Origin of the sequence: Anaerosporobacter faecicola, from assembly GCF_012070565.1 — a bacterium.
Taxonomy (GTDB): domain Bacteria; phylum Bacillota; class Clostridia; order Lachnospirales; family Lachnospiraceae; genus Anaerosporobacter; species Anaerosporobacter faecicola.
Genome location: NZ_JAAQRO010000008.1, coordinates 256,440 through 277,264 on the forward strand (window position 1 = coordinate 256,440; position 20,825 = coordinate 277,264).

The following is a 20,825-nucleotide window of genomic DNA, read 5'->3' on the forward strand; positions in this document are numbered from 1 at the left end:
AAGAATGTCAAATAAATCGGAATCAATCATACAATTAGATTTTGCGGAAGAAATGAAGAATTCCTACCGCGATTATGCCATGAGCGTTATCATCGCTCGTGCATTACCAGACGTACGTGACGGTCTAAAGCCTGTACAACGTCGTATCTTATATGCCATGAATGAACTGGGATTATCCCCAGATAAACCTCATAGAAAAAGCGCTCGTATCGTCGGTGATACCATGGGTAAATACCACCCTCACGGGGATAGTTCCATCTACGATGCCTTAGTTCATATGTCAGAAAATTATTCTCTTTCCATGCCTCTCGTAGACGGACATGGTAACTTTGGTTCGATTGATGGAGATGGTGCCGCAGCCATGCGTTATACGGAAGCACGTCTATCAAGTGGTGCCATGACTTTATTAAGTAATCTGGATAAAGGATTAGTTCCTTTCATTCCAAACTTTGATAATAGTGAACAGGAACCAAGCGTTCTTCCAGCAATGTTGCCAAATCTTCTAATCAACGGTACCACTGGTATTGCAGTTGGTATGGCTACCAATATTCCTCCTCATAACACAGGAGAAGTCATCGATGGCGTTATAGCCTATATGGACAACCCTAACATCACTACAGAGAAACTTATGAAATACATACCTGCTCCAGATTTTCCAACAGGTGGTACCATCGTAAATCAAAGTGAAATGGATAAGATCTATACAACTGGGGAAGGTAAAATAAAAGTTCGTGCAAAGACGGAAATTGAAGCTGGAGACAATGGTCGTAAGAATATCGTTATAACAGAAATTCCTTATACCGTTGCCGGAAACAAAACTAAATTGGTTGAAAATCTGGCTACTCTTATGAAAGAAAAAGTCTTTGATGAGATTTTTGATGTACGGGATGAATCCTCAAAGGAAGGTATCCGAATTGTAATCGAGGTCAAAAAAGACAGAGATATTCAAAACCTTTTAAATGGATTATACAAAAAATCAGCGCTTGAAGACACATATGGTGTAAATCTTCTAGCTGTAAAGGAACAACAACCAATCGTATTTAATTTGCCTGCATTAATCCACGAGTTTGTCATCTTTCAAGAAGAGTTATACACAAAGGAATACCAACATCTATTAGATAAAGCACAAAACCGTCTGGAAATTGTGGAAGGTTTAATGAAAGCTACCGATGTCATTGATCTGATCATCGAGATTTTACGTGGTAGTTCTTCCGTAAAGCAAGCCAAAGGTTGTTTGATTACTGGTGATATTACCGATATTACATTCAAAACCAAAGCAAGTGAAAAGCAAGCCTCTAAGTTATCCTTCACAGAACGCCAGGCTGATGCAATACTCGCTATGCCACTGAGCAAATTAATTGGTTTAGAGATTCTAAAATTACATGAAGAAAATGATACGCTTCTTGCTAACATAGAAGAATATAAGCATGTCCTTTCTGATAAAGCAGCGTTGTATGCGATCATTAAGTCTCGATTAAAGTCGTACAAAAAAGCATTTGCAACACCTAGACGTACAACACTGGAGAACTCCGAAAATATCGGTTATGTGGAAGAAGTAAAAGAAGAAGATATCTATGTTCTAATTGATAAGTTTGGCTATACCAAATCCCTTGACTCGGCGAGTTATTCCCGAGCCTCCCAAGACACCTTAAAAGAATATACCCATATCGTTTCGATGAAAAATACAGACCGCCTATGTCTATTTACAGCAGAAGGTAACATGTATCAAGTAAAAGCTGCTGCGATTCCAAAAGGAAAGACCAAAGATAAAGGTGTCCTAATCCACAACTTATGTAAAGTCAACAAAGAAACCATCTTACTTTATACTTCGTTTGAAGAATTATTCGAATCACAATTACTATTCACAACAAAAAATGGCTTTATTAAACAGGTATCTGGTGCTGAATTTGAGACAAATCGCCTTATGATCTCATCAACCAAACTAGAAGCAGATGATCTACTTGTCTCAATCACCGTGTTAACAGCACACGATATCCTATCACAAAACATGAAAGTTATTCTTTTGACAGAAAAGGGAGCCTCCCTCGGATTCCCACTTGAGGAAGTCTCTGAATTAAAGAAAACAAGTCGTGGTGTCAAAGCCATTGCTCTAGATTCGGGCGATCATGTAATATATGCAACTGCACAAGACAGCAATCTGGATCGGTTTACGTATGAATCCAAAACATATAGTGCAAGGAAAGTTCGAATGCGTAAACGTGGACAAAAAGCAAATCTGTCCGAATAATTTTTCAATTCCACTCATATATTGATAAAAAAATAGGATGGTTCCATATGCGTACAACAATTTTATCAATTGATGGTGGAGGAATGAAAGGGATCGTATCTGCACTCGTGTTAATTGAACTAGAGGAGTTGTTAAAACGATATACAGGAAAAGATACTGTTTATTTGGTGGATTATTTTGATTTAATTGCTGGTACGAGTACTGGGTCCATCTTGGCAGCTCTTCTTCTTTGTCCCAATGATTGCAATCGACCAAAATATACTGCAAAAGATGCATTAAATCTCTATCTTACCAAAGGAAAATCCATGTTCCAAACCAATTTTCTTCATAAGATTACTAGTTTAGGTGGATTACTTGGACCGAAATACAAAAACACAGCATTTTCCGCTGCGTTACAGTCCTATTTTGGAGAGGTCAAAACGGCTGATTTGCTAAAACCCTGCTTATTGACTTCCTATGATATGACAACGAGGAACTCCGTATTCTTTAATTCCCTATCCAGCAAGAAAGAGGAAGATCGCAACTTCTATCTGGCTTCCGCTGTTTTAGCCTCAACTGCCGCGCCAACATTCTTTCCTCCAACCTGTACAGAGTCCTACGGTGCCTGTGCAGATTGTTTGGTAGATGGTGGTGTATTTTCCAACAATCCTGCCCTTTGTGCATTGATTGAATCCCTTAAGCTAGAAAAGACAAGGGAGTTGAAGGATACCCTCCTATTCTCTGTGGGCAACGTAAGTTCCTCCAAAACCTACAACTATTCACAGGTACGACATTGGGGCGCACTCCGTTGGGCATTTCCTTTACTTGATGTATTGATGGATGCGAGTGAACAAACGGTTGATTATCAACTGAAAAAGCTATATTCCATACTTGGAATACCAAACCAATACCTACGAATTGTTGCTCAGGTGAAAGAAAATGTACCTGCGATGGACGACACCTCACCAGGAGCCATTGATCGTTTACTTGATATTGGAAATGAATTGGTACGAAAAAAACATCGTGAACTGGAACAGTTCGCCCATCTATTAATTGCAAAATCAAAACAGTAAAAAACAAAAGAAAGCTTCCCAACTGGTGTTTTGTAAGATCTAACACCAGTTAGGAAGCTTTTTAACAACCATTCCTATAGGTTTAATGATTAAAGAATTGCACGCCCATTTGAAGATCGACCACTAAGAAAGAACCGTCAAGTTTTTCAGAGACAAGTCAATGATTGGAGCAGAATGTGTCAAAGCGCCAGATGACACGAAATCAACACCAATCTCTGCAATTTCACGTAACCGCTCTTTCGTAACATTACCAGAGCATTCTGTTTGTGCCTGCTTTCCAATCATCGCAACTGCTTTTTTCATTGTATCATGATCCATATTATCTAGCATGATAATATCCGCTCCTGCTGCAAGAGCTTCTTCTACCATGGCTAGGTTCTCCACTTCCACTTCTATCTTTCGTACAAATGGTGCATATTCTTTCGCCATGGCAATGGCTTTTGTTACACTTCCTGCTGCACCAATATGATTATCCTTTAATAGAATTCCATCGGACAAATTATAACGATGATTCGAACCGCCTCCAATACGAACAGCATATTTTTCAAAAGGACGCATATTAGGTGTTGTTTTTCTTGTATCCAGTAAGGTTGTGTGGGAACCTTCCAACTCTTTCGCATATTCATGCGTGTAAGTTGCAATTCCACTCATTCTTTGGAGATAATTAAGAGCCGTTCTCTCTCCTGACAACAAAGCACGAATATCACCAACTACGGTTGCTATGATTTCTCCTTTTTTTATCTCATCTCCATCTGTATAGGAGGTTTCCATTCGCACATCTCCGTCTAAAAGTTGAAATACTCTTTCAAATACGGCTAATCCACATAGTATACCATCTTCTTTACAGATTAACTGCGCGCTTCCTTTTTGATAATGCTTCATAACCGAATTCGTTGTAACATCCTCACTAGTTATATCCTCTTTTAATGCATTTTTTAAATAATCGTCAATATTAATTTGCATTGTTACACCATCTAACATAAAATTTTTCATCCTCTCGTTTAATTTCTTTCCATATTAGTTGCCGGAATAATTCCACTCGTTTGGAGTCATCATCAAGAACCGAACTAGCAACTGCAATTTGTTGCTGCATATCCTCCTGATGTTGCAAAACATCTTCTTTCACAATCTGTTCCGCCGCTCTACTGGCAAATACAAGACTCTCTAAGAGTGAATTACTTGCAAGACGGTTGGCACCATGCACTCCATTGCAAGCTGTTTCTCCAACTGCATATAAGTGTGGCAAAGTTGTTGCTCCCTTCGTATCTACTTTGATTCCACCCATCAGGTAATGTTGCGCTGGTGCAACTGGTATCGCTTCTTTCGTGAAATCATATCCTTCTTCCAAACATCTCTGGTATATATTAGGGAAGCGCTTTATTGTCTTCTCCGCTTCCAAGTGGGAAATATCAAGAAATACATGATCCGTCCCTTCCTTTTCCATCTCTTCTTTAATCGCCGCTGTAACCACATCACGAGGCAATAGCTCGTCAACAAACCGCTCCCCCTTATGATTTTTCAACACACCACCTTCTCCACGAAGAGATTCCGAAATTAAGAATCGTCTTCCTTTCTTCTTGGAGTATAATGCGGTAGGGTGAATCTGTATGTAATGAATATCCTGCAACTCTACCTGGTGACGTAACGCAATGGCAAAACTATCTCCTGTAATATGTGGGAAATTCGTAGAGTTCTGAAACAAACCTCCAATTCCTCCTGTTGCAAGAACAACGGCGTTGCTATATACATTCTTTGTTTCTCCTGTGGAGGTTTCAATTACAATCCCTTTACAGGACTCATCAGACAACAAGTCAATCATCGTGGTATATTCCAACACTTGAATGTTACTTCGCTTCTTCACCTGCGCAATCAACTTACTGGTAATCTCTTTTCCTGTCACATCATCATGTCGCAGAATCCGGTATGTAGAATGTGCACCTTCTCTTGTATAAGCAAAACTACCATCCTGATTTTTGTCAAATACAACTCCATAGGTAAGAAGTTGTTCAATGATTGCTCTCGAAGATTGAATCATAACACGAACGGACTCTTCATTATTTTCATAATGTCCCGCTCGCATCGTATCTTCAAAATAGGAGGAAAAATCCTCTTCATTCTTTAATACGGAGATACCACCTTGTGCTAGATAGGAATCACTATTCTCTACCGCATCCTTTGTGATCATTAGAATCTGCATTTCTTTTGGTAGGGATAACGCAGTAAATAAACCTGCTGCTCCTGTACCTACAATAATAACCTGATACGTTTCTCTAAGCTCATCTGCATTTTTATCTGTCATTTGGTCCATACGTTCAACCAACCTTTCTTGTCGCCTGTGATTACTACGCAGGCATACATTTCCTAATGAATATATTCTTCTATGACAATTTCAACATTCTTTCCAATGGAATTCTTGCTTGCTTTGCCTTTTCTTCATCGATTTCAATTAACGGTGATTCCTCTTGTAAGCAACGAATAACTTTCTCTAAGGTAATCAGTTTCATGTTTGGACAGAACTGTCGATGTCCAACCGAATAGAATTTCTTATCCGGATTTTTCTTATTTAGTTCATAAAATACACCCATCTCCGTACAGATAAGAAACTCCTGTTCCTGACTCTTTGTTGCATAAGCAATGATCCCTGATGTACTGCCAATGTAATCAGCAAGTTCTAATACTTCTTGTTTGCACTCAGGATGGACAAGAACTTTCGCTTTTGGTCTTGCTTCTTTTGCTTTTTTTACCGCATCTGCTGTAATACTTGTATGTACATGACAAAATCCATCATTAAAGATAAACTGTTTTTCTGGCAATTGACTGGCAATATATCTTCCCAAATGTTCATCCGGAATAAAGTAGATTGTTTTGTTTGGCAATGACTCAACTACTTTTTTCGCATTTGCCGATGTAACACAGACATCTGCATATTGTTTCAGCGTAGCAGTGGAATTGATGTAACAAACCACGGCAACATCCTCATACTCTGCTCGGACTTTATTTATCCGATCCAGATCCACCATATGCGCCATCGGACAATCTGCATTGGCATCTGGAATGATCACTCTTTTTTCTGGATTTAATAACTTTGCACTCTCACCCATAAATTGTACTCCACAGAGACAAATTGTCTTCTGATTCACTGTCGTTGCAACCTTACTTAGATAATACGAATCTCCAACATAATCGGCTACTGCCTGCACTTCATCACTTACATAATAATGCGCTAGGATTACCGCATCGCGTTCTCTTTTTAATCGTTCCACCTGTTCCACTAATGTTTCCATAATATCTCCTCTATACTTTCAATCTTGTGTAAGATAAGTTTTGCTTTTATTAACACGTATTGTTGCACATTATTTTGTTTTTGTCAAGATAGTTGTCTTGTCAGCTGTAAACATATATTTTATACAGTAATTTACTTTTACCATGAAAAGATAAGCAAAGTACCAATAAAATCACTATATGAACCATATCATAATGCATAATGAATCCGTATATTTCTAAAAAGAATGAACCAAACTAACGATGTATTACTCTATATTACAACATCATATTAGAATCAATTCTTATTGCAGCTCACCGAGAAACTAGACAATCGATGCTACTCATGAAAGGACAGACAACATGACGAATAATAATACAACGAATAATACCACTACGAATAAAACGACGAATGCTCATGTGATTAGAAAGAATGAGATTGGATATAACCAACCAAATGAAAAACAAGAATCAAAAAACAAGATAGAAAACAAGATGGAAAATAAAACGAAAGATTCCTACAATACACAATCTGATGCAAGAATGAAGGAATTTATACCTTACTCCGTAAATCCAGATAACAATGCGTTCTTTGCAAAGTACAGCAATCACTTAAGCAGTAAAGGTGACTAACCATTTAAGTACTAAAAAAATAAAAACAATTTTCATTGGATTATATTCAAGCCACCACACGAAGTGCCAATCATTGAATTGTAATCCATGAAAATTGTTTTCTTATTGATCCGTATGCGCGAGTGCGCTTCCCCCGGAGAGTTTCTATAATAGAAACAAAGTGTATTCTATAATAGGAAAGTCGGAGGACTTTCCTATTATTAGTAAATGGTTACCCCATTATTCTTATATTTTACTTCCACAGTTTGGACAGAAAAGATCTTCCTCTTCAACTACCGTACCGCAAGTACCACAATATTTTACATTTTGAATCTTAGGTAGCACATCAAAATCTTTGTTATGTACGTCAGATGCTTCTGATGTTACTTCTGGTTGTTGTTGCATTCCCATTGATGATGACGATGCTGCTCCTGCCTGTTGCTGCATTCCCATTGATGATGACGATGCTGCTCCTGCTTGTTGTTGCATTCCCATTGATGATGACGATGCTGCTCCTGCCTGTTGCTGCATTCCCATTGATGATGACGATGCTGCTCCTGGTTGTTGCTGCATTCCCATTGATGATGACGATGCTGCTCCTGCCTGTTGCTGCATTCCCATTGATGATGACGATGCTGTTCCTGCTTGTTGCTGCATTCCCATTGATGATGACGATGCTGTTCCTGCTTGTTGTTGCATTCCCATTGGTGCTCTGTCTGTTCTAGGAGCTTGTCCGTACATCATTGGTTGTCCCATTGGCACTTGTGGGGGTACATTCTGTACAGGATTTCTGTAATTATTATTTGTATTTTGATCCTTTAACTTTTGATTAATCTCCGTCGTATTCTTACAGATCGTAACAAGCAATAAAACTAGTTCAAATGTCAACCGGATGATTATATGATAGAATATTAATGCAAGTATGCCTGTTCCAAAATCTTCTGGAATAATAAAACATAAAACTATTGTTCCAAAAATAGCAAAGAACATATAAAGAATCTTTAATACCCCTTCTAACATTAGCTTTCCAAAATCCAAAACTTCATATAACCATTTTACAAAACCAGAGAATCTTCCCCGATTTTTTTTCGAAAGAAATGTGAAGTAAATAATAACTGACGCAATGAGTGCAACTAATGCGATGATTCCCGCAGTATCACTATCAATACTCGTATTAATATAGTCATACTCGTGCCAGTCTGTGCCATAATTGTAATAATTCTTTAGTAAGTGTAACATAAAAATCCCTTCTTTCTTTTTTATATTGAAATAGGAAACCAAAGAGATTATCTCTTGGTTTCCTAATCCTATTTATATGATACAAGAATCAAAAGGTCATGTGTTTCCACACTACACTATTCAACTAATTTCCGAAGCATAGATATCGCATCATCTTCCACTTCTCTTAGTTCTTCTCTACGTTCATCCGTTCCTTCCCTCATAACCAATGATCGTGAAGATTCAACAAAAAGATATGGTTGTTCTTCTTTTTCTCTTTGGATATCAAACGCATCTGTCAATGCATCTACAATAGAGCAACCATCAAATTCATTTAAAACTAATCCCTTTTTCTGCGCCATATTGATCCCCTTTCTCTAATTATGGCTCTTTGCAAAAGCAAAATATAAGTGTCAATTCATACTATTTTTCTTGCTAAAACTCCCCGTTTTTCTACAAGAAAAACTCAACTCAAGGCAATTATATTAGCGGGATTTTTAAATGTCAAGTTATTTCTATAATGGCTCTTATTTTCGATGTTTGTTATGCTCATCTGACTTGATTTCATATCACATCTATGTTAAGAAGGTTTACTACACCCTGACATCATCTGTCGTCTACTCTTGAATTAATTCATATGCCGAAATCTTTCGAATTCTTCCACTTAGGCAATATGCAATGCATAAGGATACAAGCAGTATCCCCACACCAACTCCAATTAACATTGGGATCGGTAATAAGAAGGTTAATTTCATGACCCCTAGTACATGGAACAGTAACACAATACTAGAATTCATAAAAGCATAGCTGAAAAATCCACCAAGGATTACTCCAATCAATACAACTGGTAAGAATGACATCGTTGTCTGTAACCGTAATTGACGTGTGGTGTAGCCAATTGCCTTTGATATTCCCAGATTCACTTTTCCATTATGAATTACTGTTTTTACTAAGATAAATAAAATCAAGGCGATCAAGGCAATCGTAATCACGATAATGATAACTGCTAAGATTCCCGCAATCCGTATGAATACCTGCATGGCACTTTCTGTTGATTTTACACCATCAACAGTTCCTAAAATCTGCTCCCCGTATTGCTCTTGAAGTTCCTTAATGTACGCTCCTGTTTTTGTATTATCTTTCAAATAGATGTTTAACTGGCTCTTCTTAAATGATGGATTTACTCTCTTTATTCCCTCTTCTGTAAGTTCCACACAACTTCCTTGCTCATTTACAGATTGAATGAAGCCTGTAATTAGATACTCTTCTTCTATCGTTCCGCTTGTAACACGTATGGTGTCACCAATCTTGTAATTCTCTTCTTCCACAAGTTTGCTACCTATTGCAATTTCATTATTATGAATAGGATCTCTTCCTTCGTAACAGATGGAGTAATCCATTTTTGAAAAGTCTGCTGTAATGAATGCTCTTCTTTCCTCCTGCGCTATGGTTACTTTTGAAGAATCATAATATAAAGTAAAGTCTACATTATCATCTTGTTCAATCTCTTCAAGAAATTGTGTATCATCTGAATCCGCAATGGTTAATCCAACATCTGAAATCGGTTCACTGATTGCTTCAAGGAATGCCTTTGGTTCCACGGCCATATTGTAATACATCGTTCCCGCGAAAACAGCGGAAATAGTAGTTGCCATAATAACAAGTAATAATAATAGGTTCTTCTTTCCATTTGCAACGATATTCTTTAATGCTAAAACGATATTCACATTTCCTTTTGCCTGGTCCATTGCAAAATAATTCTTTTTGAAATTATGTGTCTTTACACCTCCACGCAATGCAGTTATAGCTTGTAATCTGCGAATCTTACGAGCTGCCAGATAGGAGGAAAGCAGAATGATTACAGTAGTTGCACATACGGTAAGCAATGAACTAACCACATCAAATCCCTGCTGCCAACAAAAACCCGTCTGTGCGTCAAAGGCAGCTTGTACAGGTGGCAATGCCAAGTACGAGAATCCCACTCCGATAACAGACGCAACGAATGCAATGACAATATAAGATACGATTGTTGAGAATATAATCTGTATTCCTTTATAGCCAACTGCTTTCATAACTCCCATATTCTGCATTTCCACTTCGATATCATTATTAATACGGAACACACTGATCAACACGCTGACTAAACCGATCACACAAGCAAATGCAAGAAAACACATACCTCCTACACTAGCTGTCATGGTTCGCACTTGTTTACAATAGTCATAATAGTTTACGGAATATTTTTCTGTCATCTTACCGGACAACAGGTCTGTGATTTCTGCCGTAACCGCTTTACTTTCCTTTTTATCTGTTAATTTGATATCCATGCATGTTCCAATGTTGTCTTGATTCACGGAATCTTTTAACTCCTGAAACGATTCTTCTGGAAGATAGATTCCTAATTTTCCAAGACTTTGCGTACCAAAGGTCATATCTTCTACAAAACCGACAATCGTAAATGCATGTTCCACATTGTTGGTGGTAAATACATAGGTATCGCCGATATCATATCCTGCAAAGGAAAGATAATAGGATACATAGGCAGGTTGTTCACAAGTAATTTCTTTTTCCTTCACTATCCCCAGTTTGGAGTACTCATGTGCTTCATCATAGTTGAAAAAGATATTATCCATGTCAAATTGGGACCCGTTCATTTTATAGGAGCCACTCATCCAGATACATTCTCTCGTTCCCACTGCCTTCACATGCTTAATCTGTTCGATCTGTTGTACATAATCTGGTGAATAATCTGGCTTCATTAGGATTGCTGTAACATCTGCCGTATCATAATGGTCCCATTTTTCTGTGAAGGAATCTTGAAAGTTTCTTTTGATCATTAGTCCTAAGTTCAAGATCATTGCTGCAATCATCAGAATAATTCCAAATGTTATATATTGTCCTTTGTTCTTGCGAATCTTCGATAATGTGATAATACTGAATTTTCCCATAATACTCTCCTTCCTAATATCCCATTGATTTTAGGAATTCGTTGACTTTATCCCGTCTATTTGGATCTTCTTTTGTATAGGCATCTAAATTGCATTCTCCTGCAATCTGACCATCCTTTAGATAAAGAATTCGATTTCCTCGTAAAGCAGAACGAAGATCATGGGTTACCATAACAATACTCTGTCCCTCTTGATTAAAGGAACTGAATACATCTAGAACAGCATTTGAATTGGCTGAATTCAATGCTCCCGTTGGTTCATCTGCAAACAATACACTTGGTTTATTGATCAACCCTCTTACAATACCTGCCCTTTGCGCCTCTCCACCAGATATTTGCGAAGCGAATTTGCGATAGGTCACTTCTGGAAGGTTTACTTTCTTAAATAGCTCTTGCGCTCTGGTTGCAACAGCTTTCTTATCCTTATTTACCAACAGTCCGCTTGCTAATACGTTATCCATCAAACTCATCTTATCCATCATATAGATTTGTTGAAAGATAAAACCACAATTCTTCCGACGAAAGACTGCAAGCTTATCATCTGAATATCTACTAATCTCTTCCCCACAGAAATGAATCTCTCCGAGTGTTGGCTTATCCATTCCCGATAATGCGTATAATAATGTGGACTTTCCTGCTCCAGAAGCTCCCATGATTACCGTAAAATCACCCTCATATATGGAAACATCCACATTTCTCAATATATGTTGTTGTACTCCCTCATTGGAGAATGTTTTGCATAATTTCTTTGTTTCTATAATTGTTTTCATGTTCTCACCTATGCTTTCTCAATCATGATCTATTACGTTTCATTTACATACTTATCTTACCAAGTGAAAACTTAACAGTCTTTATGGAAACCTTAATTATTCCTTAATTGCCCCATTTCTTGCTTTCATTAATTTGCACAAACTTACCAGTGTGTTTCCGACGAATAGCAACACGAAAAACATGCACCTACAAAGCTTGCATAATTAATAAAAGCCCTTTCTCTTACAAATCCTTAACGAAAACCATCAGAATATATTATGTATATTTACGCAAGCAGTAAGGTAATACTCACGACGAACCCATCGCTCACATTTCGAAATTGCAGATTGCCACCCATTTGTACCAAAAAATAGTTGGACAAATACAAACCAATTCCAGCACCATTCTTATCCTTGGCATTGTTACCACGGTAGAATTTCTGCGAAAGCAAGGGTAATTCCTCCGTCTGTACCCCTTTTCCAAAGTCTTGTATCTCTACTTCCAGACTCTTGTCCTTTATGGTTGCACGTAATTGAATCTGGGTATTGGCGTATTTGTATGAGTTGTATATGACGTTGTCCAGTACCTGCTCAAGTCGAAGTGGATCACAAGATACAATACAATCGGGAATTTGTATGTTCTGGATTCGATGTTCATAATCAGAAGTTTCTAGCAGATCTTTAATGATTACACTCTCCACTTCCACTGGTTCAACTTTGAGACTTTGTAGTTCTTCCAATGTGGAATGAAATAGATTATTGGTCAATTGCTCTATTTGAATTATTTTCTTTTCGATGGATTCTACCTTCTTCTTCTGATTCTGATCCTCCATGGTTACAAGTAATACTTCTGCCATTGCTTTTATGGAAGCAAGTGGGGTCTTAATATCATGGCTTAATGAAGCAACCAGCTCTTTCTTACTTTCATTCGCTTCCCGTTCCTTTTCTTTGGCAAGTTGTAATTGCTCCCGCATGATATCAAAGCTTTCTGTGAACGCACCAAATATATTATTACGGTCCATTGTAAGCGGAGCATCCAGATTTCCTCCCGCAATATGTTTGGCAAACTGACGTAACTTTTGAAAGGGATCTAGAATCTTATTCTTTAGGTAAAGTAAATAACAGATTCCTCCCACGGTTAGAACTATGCTTCCAAGAAAAAGTACAATGAACAGATTCTTTCTTGTTTGCCCTTCTTGTTTTCCTTCTTTTTGAATCAGAACTTTACCAATTACTTCATCTCGATGTTCAAAATCAAGAATTATATCACCGTATTCAACTGCTTCTCTTAATGATGTTGCTTTCATCTTGTCCGTTTGGTAGATGCAGTTTCCAGCCAGATCGATTAAAGCAGCCTCCATACCATACTGTTTTGCAACTTCTTCAATCTTCTTCCGTTTCTCTTCCGTAAATATTACATCTTTGTAGGTATCTTCATATGTGTTTTCATATGTGTTTTCGTATGTATCTTGTAATGTATTTTCATATGCTTCTTCTAATGTGTCTTCATATGCTTCTTCCATGGTATAGACCAGATCATTTACATCAACCATGTGGAAATACGCTTCCTCCTGTTCCTGACTAAAATGATATAACACAAGACAAAACAGGAGTTCACATAGAAGAAGCAAACCTACAATTCTTCTACTCTTCATACTGATACCCTCTTCCCCATACGGTCTTTATGTGAATTGGTTCATTGGGGTTTTCTTCAATCTTTTCTCTAAGATAACGAATATGTACATTCAATGTGCCATCTCCGGTGATGGCATCTTGCCAAACTTCTTTGAATAATTCTTCTTTACTGATGATTCTTCCACGATTCTTAATCAGATAGCATAAGAGCCGATACTCCATTGCTTTAAATGGAATCTCTTTCCCCTTGGAATACACTTTTCCAGCAGTAAAATCCACACGAAGATTCCCCTTCTCATATTGTTCTGACTCCTCTTTTTTCTCTGTCGTGGAAGCATACCGTTTAATCACCGCTTGTACTTTCGCCAACAATATACTTAACGTATAAGGCTTTGTTATGTAATCATCTCCACCGATATTCAGAGCGACTAAGATATCTTCGTTGCTTGTTCTTGCACTGATAAAAAGGATTGGAACCGCTATGGTTTCACGTAACTGTTTGCAAACAGCAAATCCAGATGCATCTGCCAGATTTATATCAAGCAAAATTACATCCGCTGTATTCGTCTTGAAAAATTCGATACAATCATCATAATTGGTAACATATTTTGTTTTCACATCAAACAGATTAAAGTATTCCGCTGTACTTTCTGCTAACTCTATTTCATCATCAACAATCAAACATTGGTATTTCATACAATATGCCTCCTAGATAATTTATCTTCACGTTATTACAAACTACTCTATTCATTATAACCGAAAATGTTGCTGTAGGGAATGCGGGTTCATGGTAAAATGATTGTAAGAATTTATTTAGAATTTTGTCAATACCATTATAGATTTGTATTATAGACTATAGATATCTTAATGATAACGATTCAGAGTCGAGTAATTGTGTGAATACTCCTGAACTAGGGCATACGCAGAATTTTGAATTGAACTCTAGAACGACAACCGATAGAAAGGATAAAACCATATGTGGATCAAGAAATTAAAAAATAAAAAAATACAATTTGTAGTTCTCGGACTGATCCTGGCTTTTGCAGCGATGTTACTTACTGCATGCTTAAGCATCAGTGTAGAAGTTGAACAATATACCAACGAACGTTTCTCCAGAGAACAAAATGCAGACCTGTTTCTCTATGCAACCAAAGGCACAGAGGAATATCTGGCCTCCAAACTGAAGGATTACGATGAAGATGCTACCCTTGAAACCATACCAGGATATGTTATAGATACAATGGATTTGTATCATGGTAAGAATTTGGTTAGCGATTATATTACGCCTCTTTTTTCCCTTGTCCTTCGTGATTACCACACAATGCCTTACCAAATGGATTTAACCGATTCTAGCTATGACTCCGATGAAATGATAACTGGTCCAAAACAAGGAGAAGTATGGGTACAGAAAATAATTGCCGATCAGCATAGCATCAAATTGGGTGACACCTTCGAAGTAAAAGGAACAGATTTTTCCTTTACTGTCTCTGGTATTGTGAACGATAATACAAAAGCTGTTTCCATTAGTACAGGCGCTTTTGTTTACTACAATCCAGAAGATTCTACCCTGTTCTCCTCCCAAAAGCCCTTCTCCTTTATCAGTATAACCTCTCAAAAAGATACCACAGAGTTGACCGAATGGGTAGAAGAACAATACACCAATGACTATTACGCCATGCTTTACTCTACTTTGACTGATTTAAAGAATAGCGCCAATTTAATGACCTCCCTTGTGGCCAAGATTGGTAGCTTAAGTGCAGGGTTTATGTTCTTAATTACCATTGTGATCATCTTGTTCTTTATCCGTAATACCATATTGAATGAGTATGGAACTATTGGAACATACAAATCGGTTGGGTTCTCCACTACGGAGATTATGGGCTTCTATATGAAAGCATATCTCCTTGTTGGTATCATTTCTATCATTATAGGTGCGTTGCTTGGACTCCCTGTCTCCATCTTCATTGGAAATATTGTTATGGAGTATATGGGTACCTTCCATCTAAGTACTGCTACGATTCCAAGACTTTGTTTCGTTATCCTATTTACAATACTGTTGCTAATACTTAGTATCTATTTGGCACTGAAGCGAATCCAGAAGATTAGTCCCGTAGATGCATTTCATGTAGGTACAACATCGTCTAAGTCAAAATTGAAGAAATCCTTGATCAAGGGAGCACACACTTCCCTAAGTATGGCAATCAATGATATGTGGAAATACCGGAATCGTTCCGTTCTTGTAATCCTTGTTGTAACCTTTTCACTCTACATTGGAACCATGTTGATCAATATGACGCACGTCTTTGATCATATGGAGAATAATGCAACCGCATGGGTCGCTTTACCTGCATGTGACGCTTTTCTAAGTAAACCAAATTCATCAATTCCTGACGACTTATTATCCTATGTGGAAAACAGTCCCTATGTGGAAAGTTACATAACCGGAACTGGTTTGTTTTATTCCGACCTGCGTATCAGTAGCGCCGATCCTTTAGTAGACTTGGAATATGCAAATATTATGTCCTACAACACGTACGATTCTTCTCTTACTAACATCGTTTACGCCCAAGGACGACCACCTAAGAATGATAGTGAAGTTGCTTTTGACTATAAAACATTGCAAGAGAGTAACTATACGATTGGTGATACGATTACCTTATCCTTAGGCGCGGAAAGCAAAACCTATCTAATCACAGGAATCTTTCATTCGATGATGTCACCAAGCGTAGCCTTTGTAAATGATGCATTAGCTACTTATCCAAAGGAATCTTACGATACGACCATCGGTGTTAATTTAAAACATACAAGCGACAAAGCAGCATTTGAAGCGGATTTTAGAAAACAGTTTCCTACCTATCGTTATGGTACATTAAAGGACATCGTAGATAATATTAAACAATCCATTATGTCCATTATGATTCCGATTACTATGATTATTATTGGTATCTTCTGTTGCTTTACTCTGCTTAACATTATTAATCTGATTTTGATGAACCAGTCAGAACAGAAACGAAATTTTGGTATTATGAAGGCATTTGGTTTTACCAATTCCTATATTATCCGTCGAAATGTATATCGTATTGCAATTCTAAGTGCCATTGGCGCTTCACTTGCCTTGCTTCTTAATCATATAGTAAATGCAAAAATTTTCTGTGCTGTACTAACAGTCGATGCTTATCAAACCAATTGGTGGTTAACAGGAACCTATTATGGCATCGCCCTTACCGTAATCGTTCTGGTTACATTATTATTAAGTCGTTCCATTCGTCGTATATCACCAAAAGAGTTAATGGAATAAAAGGAGGCTCCTTATGAAAAATACAATTATCGAAACGAAGCAATTATGTAAATCTTATATACTAGGAAAAACAGGTATGCACGTACTAAAAAATATCAATCTAGAAATCTATGAAGGGGATTTCACGGTGATCATGGGTAGCAGCGGTGGCGGAAAATCCACCCTCCTCTACAGCATAAGTTCTATGGATCGACCTACCAGTGGAAGTGTTAAGATTCTTGGACGTGATGTTACAACTATGTCAGAGAAAGAATTAAGTAAATTCCGGAAGTCCGAGATTTCCTTTGTGTTTCAAAGTATGAATTTGCTTCACGATCTGACTGCATTGGAGAACATAACCTATATTGGTTACGGAACAGATACAAAAGAAAATATCAATAAGAAAGCATTAACGTTATTGGAACAGTTTGGGTTATCTGAAGAGAAAGATAAATACCCAAGTGAATTATCAGGCGGACAACAACAGCGGGTTGCCATCTGCCGTGCATTGATCGGCGGTTCGAAAATAATCTACGGAGATGAACCAACGGGTGCTTTGAATTCTACTACAGGAAGACAAGTGCTCGACTGCTTAACTAGCCTTAACGAACAAGGGCAATCTATTGTCATGGTTACCCATGACCTAAAGGCTGCCGTTCGCGCTACTCGTCTTCTGTACATGGCAGATGGACATATCATGGCAGAACGTACTCTTGGTCCATACCGTGCAGAAGAAGAAGGAGAACGAAAGGCAGTTGTCTATGACTTTTTGAAAGAATTAGGTTGGTAATCACACCTCCTATTCTACTGGTAGCGTGAATTCCATGGAAGTCCCTTCTTTCGGAACACTATCTACCATAATACGTCCTCCATGCTGTGTGACAATGTATTTCGAAATACTAAGACCTAATCCTGTTCCCTGTACATTTAAAGTTCGAGCTTTTTCTCCACGATAAAATGGTTCAAAGATCATGGAAAGGTCAGAAGGTGCAATTCCAATTCCTGTGTCTTGTACAGATATGGATAATTTGGATTCTTTATAAGCAAACAACAAGGATATGGAGCCTTGTGTAGTAAACTTAATAGCATTACCAATGAGATTTTGAATCACTTGTCGAATTCGTTTCTTGTCGATATTAATCATGACATTTGGAATCTCATTGGTAAGAAAAAGCAATCCTCTCTTTTCCACATCATTCTTCATCTCTTTAACCAACTCCTCAAAATACTCTTTTGCATAACATTCTTCCTTACAGATTGTAAATTCATACAGTTGTGCTTTGGAGTGTTCTAGGATATCATCGATTAATCCATTCAACATCGTAATCTTCTTAAGAATAATAGTGGTATACTCCTTGACTCTCTCTCCTTTTGCAAGACCCGTATGTATTCCTTCCACATATCCAGAAATAATCGCAATCGGTGTACGTAGATCATGAGATATATAGGCAAGTAATAATTTTTCTTTTTCTTTCATGCGCTTTTCACTTGCAATGGAATAGGCAAGTTCTTCTCGTAATGCTTCAAAATCATGACAGAGGACACCAATTTCACTTGCATAATCATACTTCACCCTCTCTTCAAAGGAACCTTCCCGAATCTTTTTCGTTGTTTGATGAACTTGTCTGATTGGCACAAGGATATCCTTTATAACCCATCGGACCAAGGAAACCACTACCAAAAGGAAACTGGTAAGAATGATTACCATGATTACAAGCATATTCTTGGGATGCTGTTGTAATTTTTCATATGGAATATCGACAAAGATTGTTCCAATTTGCTCTTCATTTTGTACAAAGGGATTGCTGTATATGTATACGCCTTTTTTCTTATCGCCGTAAGTATTTCCAGTTATGGTTTCAAGGGCAATTCTTGCATCCACAGGATATTGATCTTGATTAGAATCGAGAATTATTCCACGATGATCAAGAATGACATAAGGATAGGCATCTAACTCCTGCAAGTTTCCTCTATTCGCCTGATAGACGCAATCATTAACAAGTACACGCGCACGGTTTGCAAGCATTGCATCGGAATTGCGATAGACAAGGGTTATGATCATTGTACCTAGTATCCCTGCCAAAACAGTTAGAATCCCTACATATACAATGAGCCTCTGTTTCATGGAGATTCCCTTTTTTTCTTTCTTACCTTCTTCTATCCTTCCCATTTGTAACCGACTCCCCAAACCGTCTTGATCATATCAATTCCTTCTTTTATTAACTTATCACGTATTCTACCAATATAAACAGCAATGGTATTCTCATCGATAAAATCACTATACCCCCATACTTGATCAATGATCTGCTCCTTTGTAAATACATGTAATGGGTGATCGGATAAGAAATCCAATACTTGAAACTCTTTGGGTGAAAGCTGAATTTGCTTATTCTTCACCTTCACCTCAAAAGACTCTTTGCAGATTCGCAGATCACCAAACCTTTTTTCTCCGGATTTTTCTCCTACTTCACTGTTATGTTGCCTTGGTATGAATTGAGTTACTCTACGAAGATGGGATTTTACACGGGCAACCAGTTCGATCTGGGAAAATGGTTTGGTCATATAATCATCTGCACCTACCCCCAAAGCTAACACCTTATCATAATCTGAATTCTTCGCCGATATGACTATGATGGGTATCTGCTGTTCTTCTCTGATTTTTTTGCAAACACCAATCCCATCCATCTCTGGTAACATAATATCCAGTACAACAAGTGCCGGTTCACATGTCTGTACCATCTTCAGTCCTTCACTCCCTGTATACGCCTGCCGTACATCATATCCTTCATTTCCTATAAAATCTCTCATAATATTAGACAGATCAATATCATCTTCAATTAGTAAAATCGTCTCTTTCATCCAGTGATCCCTTCATTTCTTTCTTGTTTGCTTACAACGAAACCATTTCGTAATTTTTCTCTCTATGACTCAATATATTCCTGCATTGCATCCAATCTTTTATTGGCAATTTGTTTTCCAATCTCATATAAATCACGAAGTTTATCAACATTCTTCTCTACTCTAGACACCAATACAGGCTCTTCTGGTCGAATTACGAATATTCTTCCTTCGTTTTCCCATTGATCCACTTTTTCCTGCAATTCATTATAATGGGCAGGAATCTGCTTTAACCGATTGATCAAATGTGGATACTTTCGATATGCTCTCTCATACGCATGTAACATCGGTTTAGACACCGGTTGTTTCCGATATCCCTGCTGTCTCGTCAGAACCACCACAATCTTCTCATATCCTTGTTCAATCGCCCATTCAATAGGAATTGGATTTGCAATTCCTCCATCTAGACAATTTAACCCTTCAACTTGGACAATTGGAGATAGAAGTGGCATACTACAAGAACTACGGCACCCTAATAAAATATCTTTTGTTTTTCCTTTTTCAAAAGGAACGAGCTTCCCTGAGCTGCAATCTGTAGCAAATGCCACAAATCGCTGCGTCGATCGTTCAAATGCTTCTACATCAAAAGGAAGTAATTCTTTCCCAATGTCATCGAATAAAAAATCAAAATTAAAGATGGAATGATTATGAATTAAACTATGAATACCAAGGTATCTTTTATCGTTTACATAATTAATATTCACCTTCGCTGTCCGTCCTATTTGTTTTGACACATAATTTAACCCACTTAACGAACCAGCAGAAACCCCTGCAACACAAGGGAATTCTATTCCTTTTGACATGAAAGTATCCAATACTCCTGATGTAAACAGACATCGAAGAGAACCACCTTCTAATACTAATGCTGTACGTTCTTTCATTTCTTTTCCTTCCTCTATATCGTAATACAATTAAATTTTCTATAGGA

General features: G+C 37.6%; 17 protein-coding genes. 5 read left to right on the forward strand and 12 right to left on the reverse strand.

The genetic code is table 11. The features are described 5' to 3' along the window. The first annotated feature begins 4 nt into the window (after positions 1-4). Both HBB17_RS04350 and HBB17_RS04355 read left to right on the forward strand, forming a co-directional pair. A complete protein-coding gene (locus HBB17_RS04350) occupies positions 5-2,248 on the forward strand; it encodes a DNA gyrase/topoisomerase IV subunit A (RefSeq protein WP_167956071.1) in 2,244 nt (747 codons plus the stop codon). A 47-nt stretch (positions 2,249-2,295) separates the two neighbouring features. After that, positions 2,296-3,300, forward strand: a complete 1,005-nt coding sequence (locus HBB17_RS04355; protein ID WP_167956072.1) for a patatin-like phospholipase family protein — start codon at positions 2,296-2,298, stop codon at positions 3,298-3,300. Positions 3,301-3,423: 123 nt separating this feature from the next. On the opposite strand, the gene nadC is transcribed toward HBB17_RS04355, so the two are convergent. The 3 genes from nadC to nadA form a co-directional block, all read right to left on the reverse strand. Beyond that, entirely contained in the window at positions 3,424-4,263 is an 840-nt protein-coding gene (gene nadC / locus HBB17_RS04360; RefSeq protein WP_207717318.1) for a carboxylating nicotinate-nucleotide diphosphorylase, read from the reverse strand. Further along, positions 4,253-5,599: an L-aspartate oxidase gene (locus tag HBB17_RS04365; protein ID WP_167956074.1), complete on the reverse strand. Its 1,347-nt coding sequence runs from the start codon at positions 5,597-5,599 to the stop codon at positions 4,253-4,255. Before HBB17_RS04365 ends, nadC begins: the two co-directional genes overlap by 11 nt. Before the next feature lie 79 nt (positions 5,600-5,678). Beyond that, positions 5,679-6,584, reverse strand: coding sequence for a quinolinate synthase NadA (nadA, locus tag HBB17_RS04370; protein ID WP_167956076.1), 906 nt, complete (start codon positions 6,582-6,584; stop codon positions 5,679-5,681). Between the two features lie 340 nt (positions 6,585-6,924). Between nadA and HBB17_RS04375 the strand changes: the two genes are divergently transcribed. Next, positions 6,925-7,194, forward strand: a complete 270-nt coding sequence (locus tag HBB17_RS04375) for a hypothetical protein (protein WP_167956077.1) — start codon at positions 6,925-6,927, stop codon at positions 7,192-7,194. Between the two features lie 225 nt (positions 7,195-7,419). On the opposite strand, the gene HBB17_RS04380 is transcribed toward HBB17_RS04375, so the two are convergent. From HBB17_RS04380 to HBB17_RS04405, 6 genes are all read right to left on the reverse strand, one after another. After that, the gene (locus HBB17_RS04380; RefSeq protein WP_167956078.1) at positions 7,420-8,412 is read right to left on the reverse strand and encodes a zinc ribbon domain-containing protein; all 993 of its coding nucleotides are present in this window, start codon (positions 8,410-8,412) and stop codon (positions 7,420-7,422) included. Between the two features lie 116 nt (positions 8,413-8,528). Beyond that, the gene (locus HBB17_RS04385; RefSeq protein WP_167956080.1) at positions 8,529-8,753 is read right to left on the reverse strand and encodes a hypothetical protein; all 225 of its coding nucleotides are present in this window, start codon (positions 8,751-8,753) and stop codon (positions 8,529-8,531) included. A 255-nt stretch (positions 8,754-9,008) separates the two neighbouring features. Continuing rightward, complete coding sequence (locus tag HBB17_RS04390; RefSeq protein WP_167956081.1) at positions 9,009-11,339, reverse strand: ABC transporter permease; 2,331 nt, start codon at positions 11,337-11,339, stop codon at positions 9,009-9,011. Between the two features lie 13 nt (positions 11,340-11,352). Next, positions 11,353-12,108, reverse strand: coding sequence for an ABC transporter ATP-binding protein (locus tag HBB17_RS04395; protein ID WP_167956082.1), 756 nt, complete (start codon positions 12,106-12,108; stop codon positions 11,353-11,355). 266 nt (positions 12,109-12,374) lie between these two features. Beyond that, the gene (locus HBB17_RS04400) at positions 12,375-13,742 is read right to left on the reverse strand and encodes a HAMP domain-containing sensor histidine kinase (protein WP_167956083.1); all 1,368 of its coding nucleotides are present in this window, start codon (positions 13,740-13,742) and stop codon (positions 12,375-12,377) included. After that, positions 13,732-14,418 (reverse strand): response regulator transcription factor, encoded by a 687-nt coding sequence (locus HBB17_RS04405; protein ID WP_167956084.1) that lies wholly within the window; start codon positions 14,416-14,418, stop codon positions 13,732-13,734. Before HBB17_RS04405 ends, HBB17_RS04400 begins: the two co-directional genes overlap by 11 nt. A gap of 280 nt (positions 14,419-14,698) precedes the next feature. Between HBB17_RS04405 and HBB17_RS04410 the strand changes: the two genes are divergently transcribed. Together HBB17_RS04410 and HBB17_RS04415 are read left to right on the forward strand one after the other, a co-directional pair. Further along, positions 14,699-17,020 carry an ABC transporter permease gene (locus tag HBB17_RS04410; RefSeq protein WP_167956085.1) on the forward strand — a complete coding sequence of 774 codons (2,322 nt, stop codon included), beginning with the start codon at positions 14,699-14,701 and terminating at the stop codon, positions 17,018-17,020. Positions 17,021-17,033: 13 nt separating this feature from the next. Continuing rightward, positions 17,034-17,789, forward strand: a complete 756-nt coding sequence (locus tag HBB17_RS04415; RefSeq protein ID WP_167956086.1) for an ABC transporter ATP-binding protein — start codon at positions 17,034-17,036, stop codon at positions 17,787-17,789. A 9-nt stretch (positions 17,790-17,798) separates the two neighbouring features. Here the strand turns inward: HBB17_RS04415 and HBB17_RS04420 are convergent, their stop codons facing one another. The 3 genes from HBB17_RS04420 to HBB17_RS04430 form a co-directional block, all read right to left on the reverse strand. Then, positions 17,799-19,169 carry a sensor histidine kinase gene (locus HBB17_RS04420; RefSeq protein WP_167956087.1) on the reverse strand — a complete coding sequence of 457 codons (1,371 nt, stop codon included), beginning with the start codon at positions 19,167-19,169 and terminating at the stop codon, positions 17,799-17,801. Beyond that, on the reverse strand, positions 19,157-19,858 hold the full coding sequence (locus HBB17_RS04425; protein WP_167956088.1) for a response regulator transcription factor: 702 nt from the start codon (positions 19,856-19,858) through the stop codon (positions 19,157-19,159). Before HBB17_RS04425 ends, HBB17_RS04420 begins: the two co-directional genes overlap by 13 nt. A gap of 62 nt (positions 19,859-19,920) precedes the next feature. Further along, positions 19,921-20,778, reverse strand: coding sequence for a patatin-like phospholipase family protein (locus HBB17_RS04430; protein WP_167956089.1), 858 nt, complete (start codon positions 20,776-20,778; stop codon positions 19,921-19,923). Between the last annotated feature and the right edge of the window lie 47 nt (positions 20,779-20,825).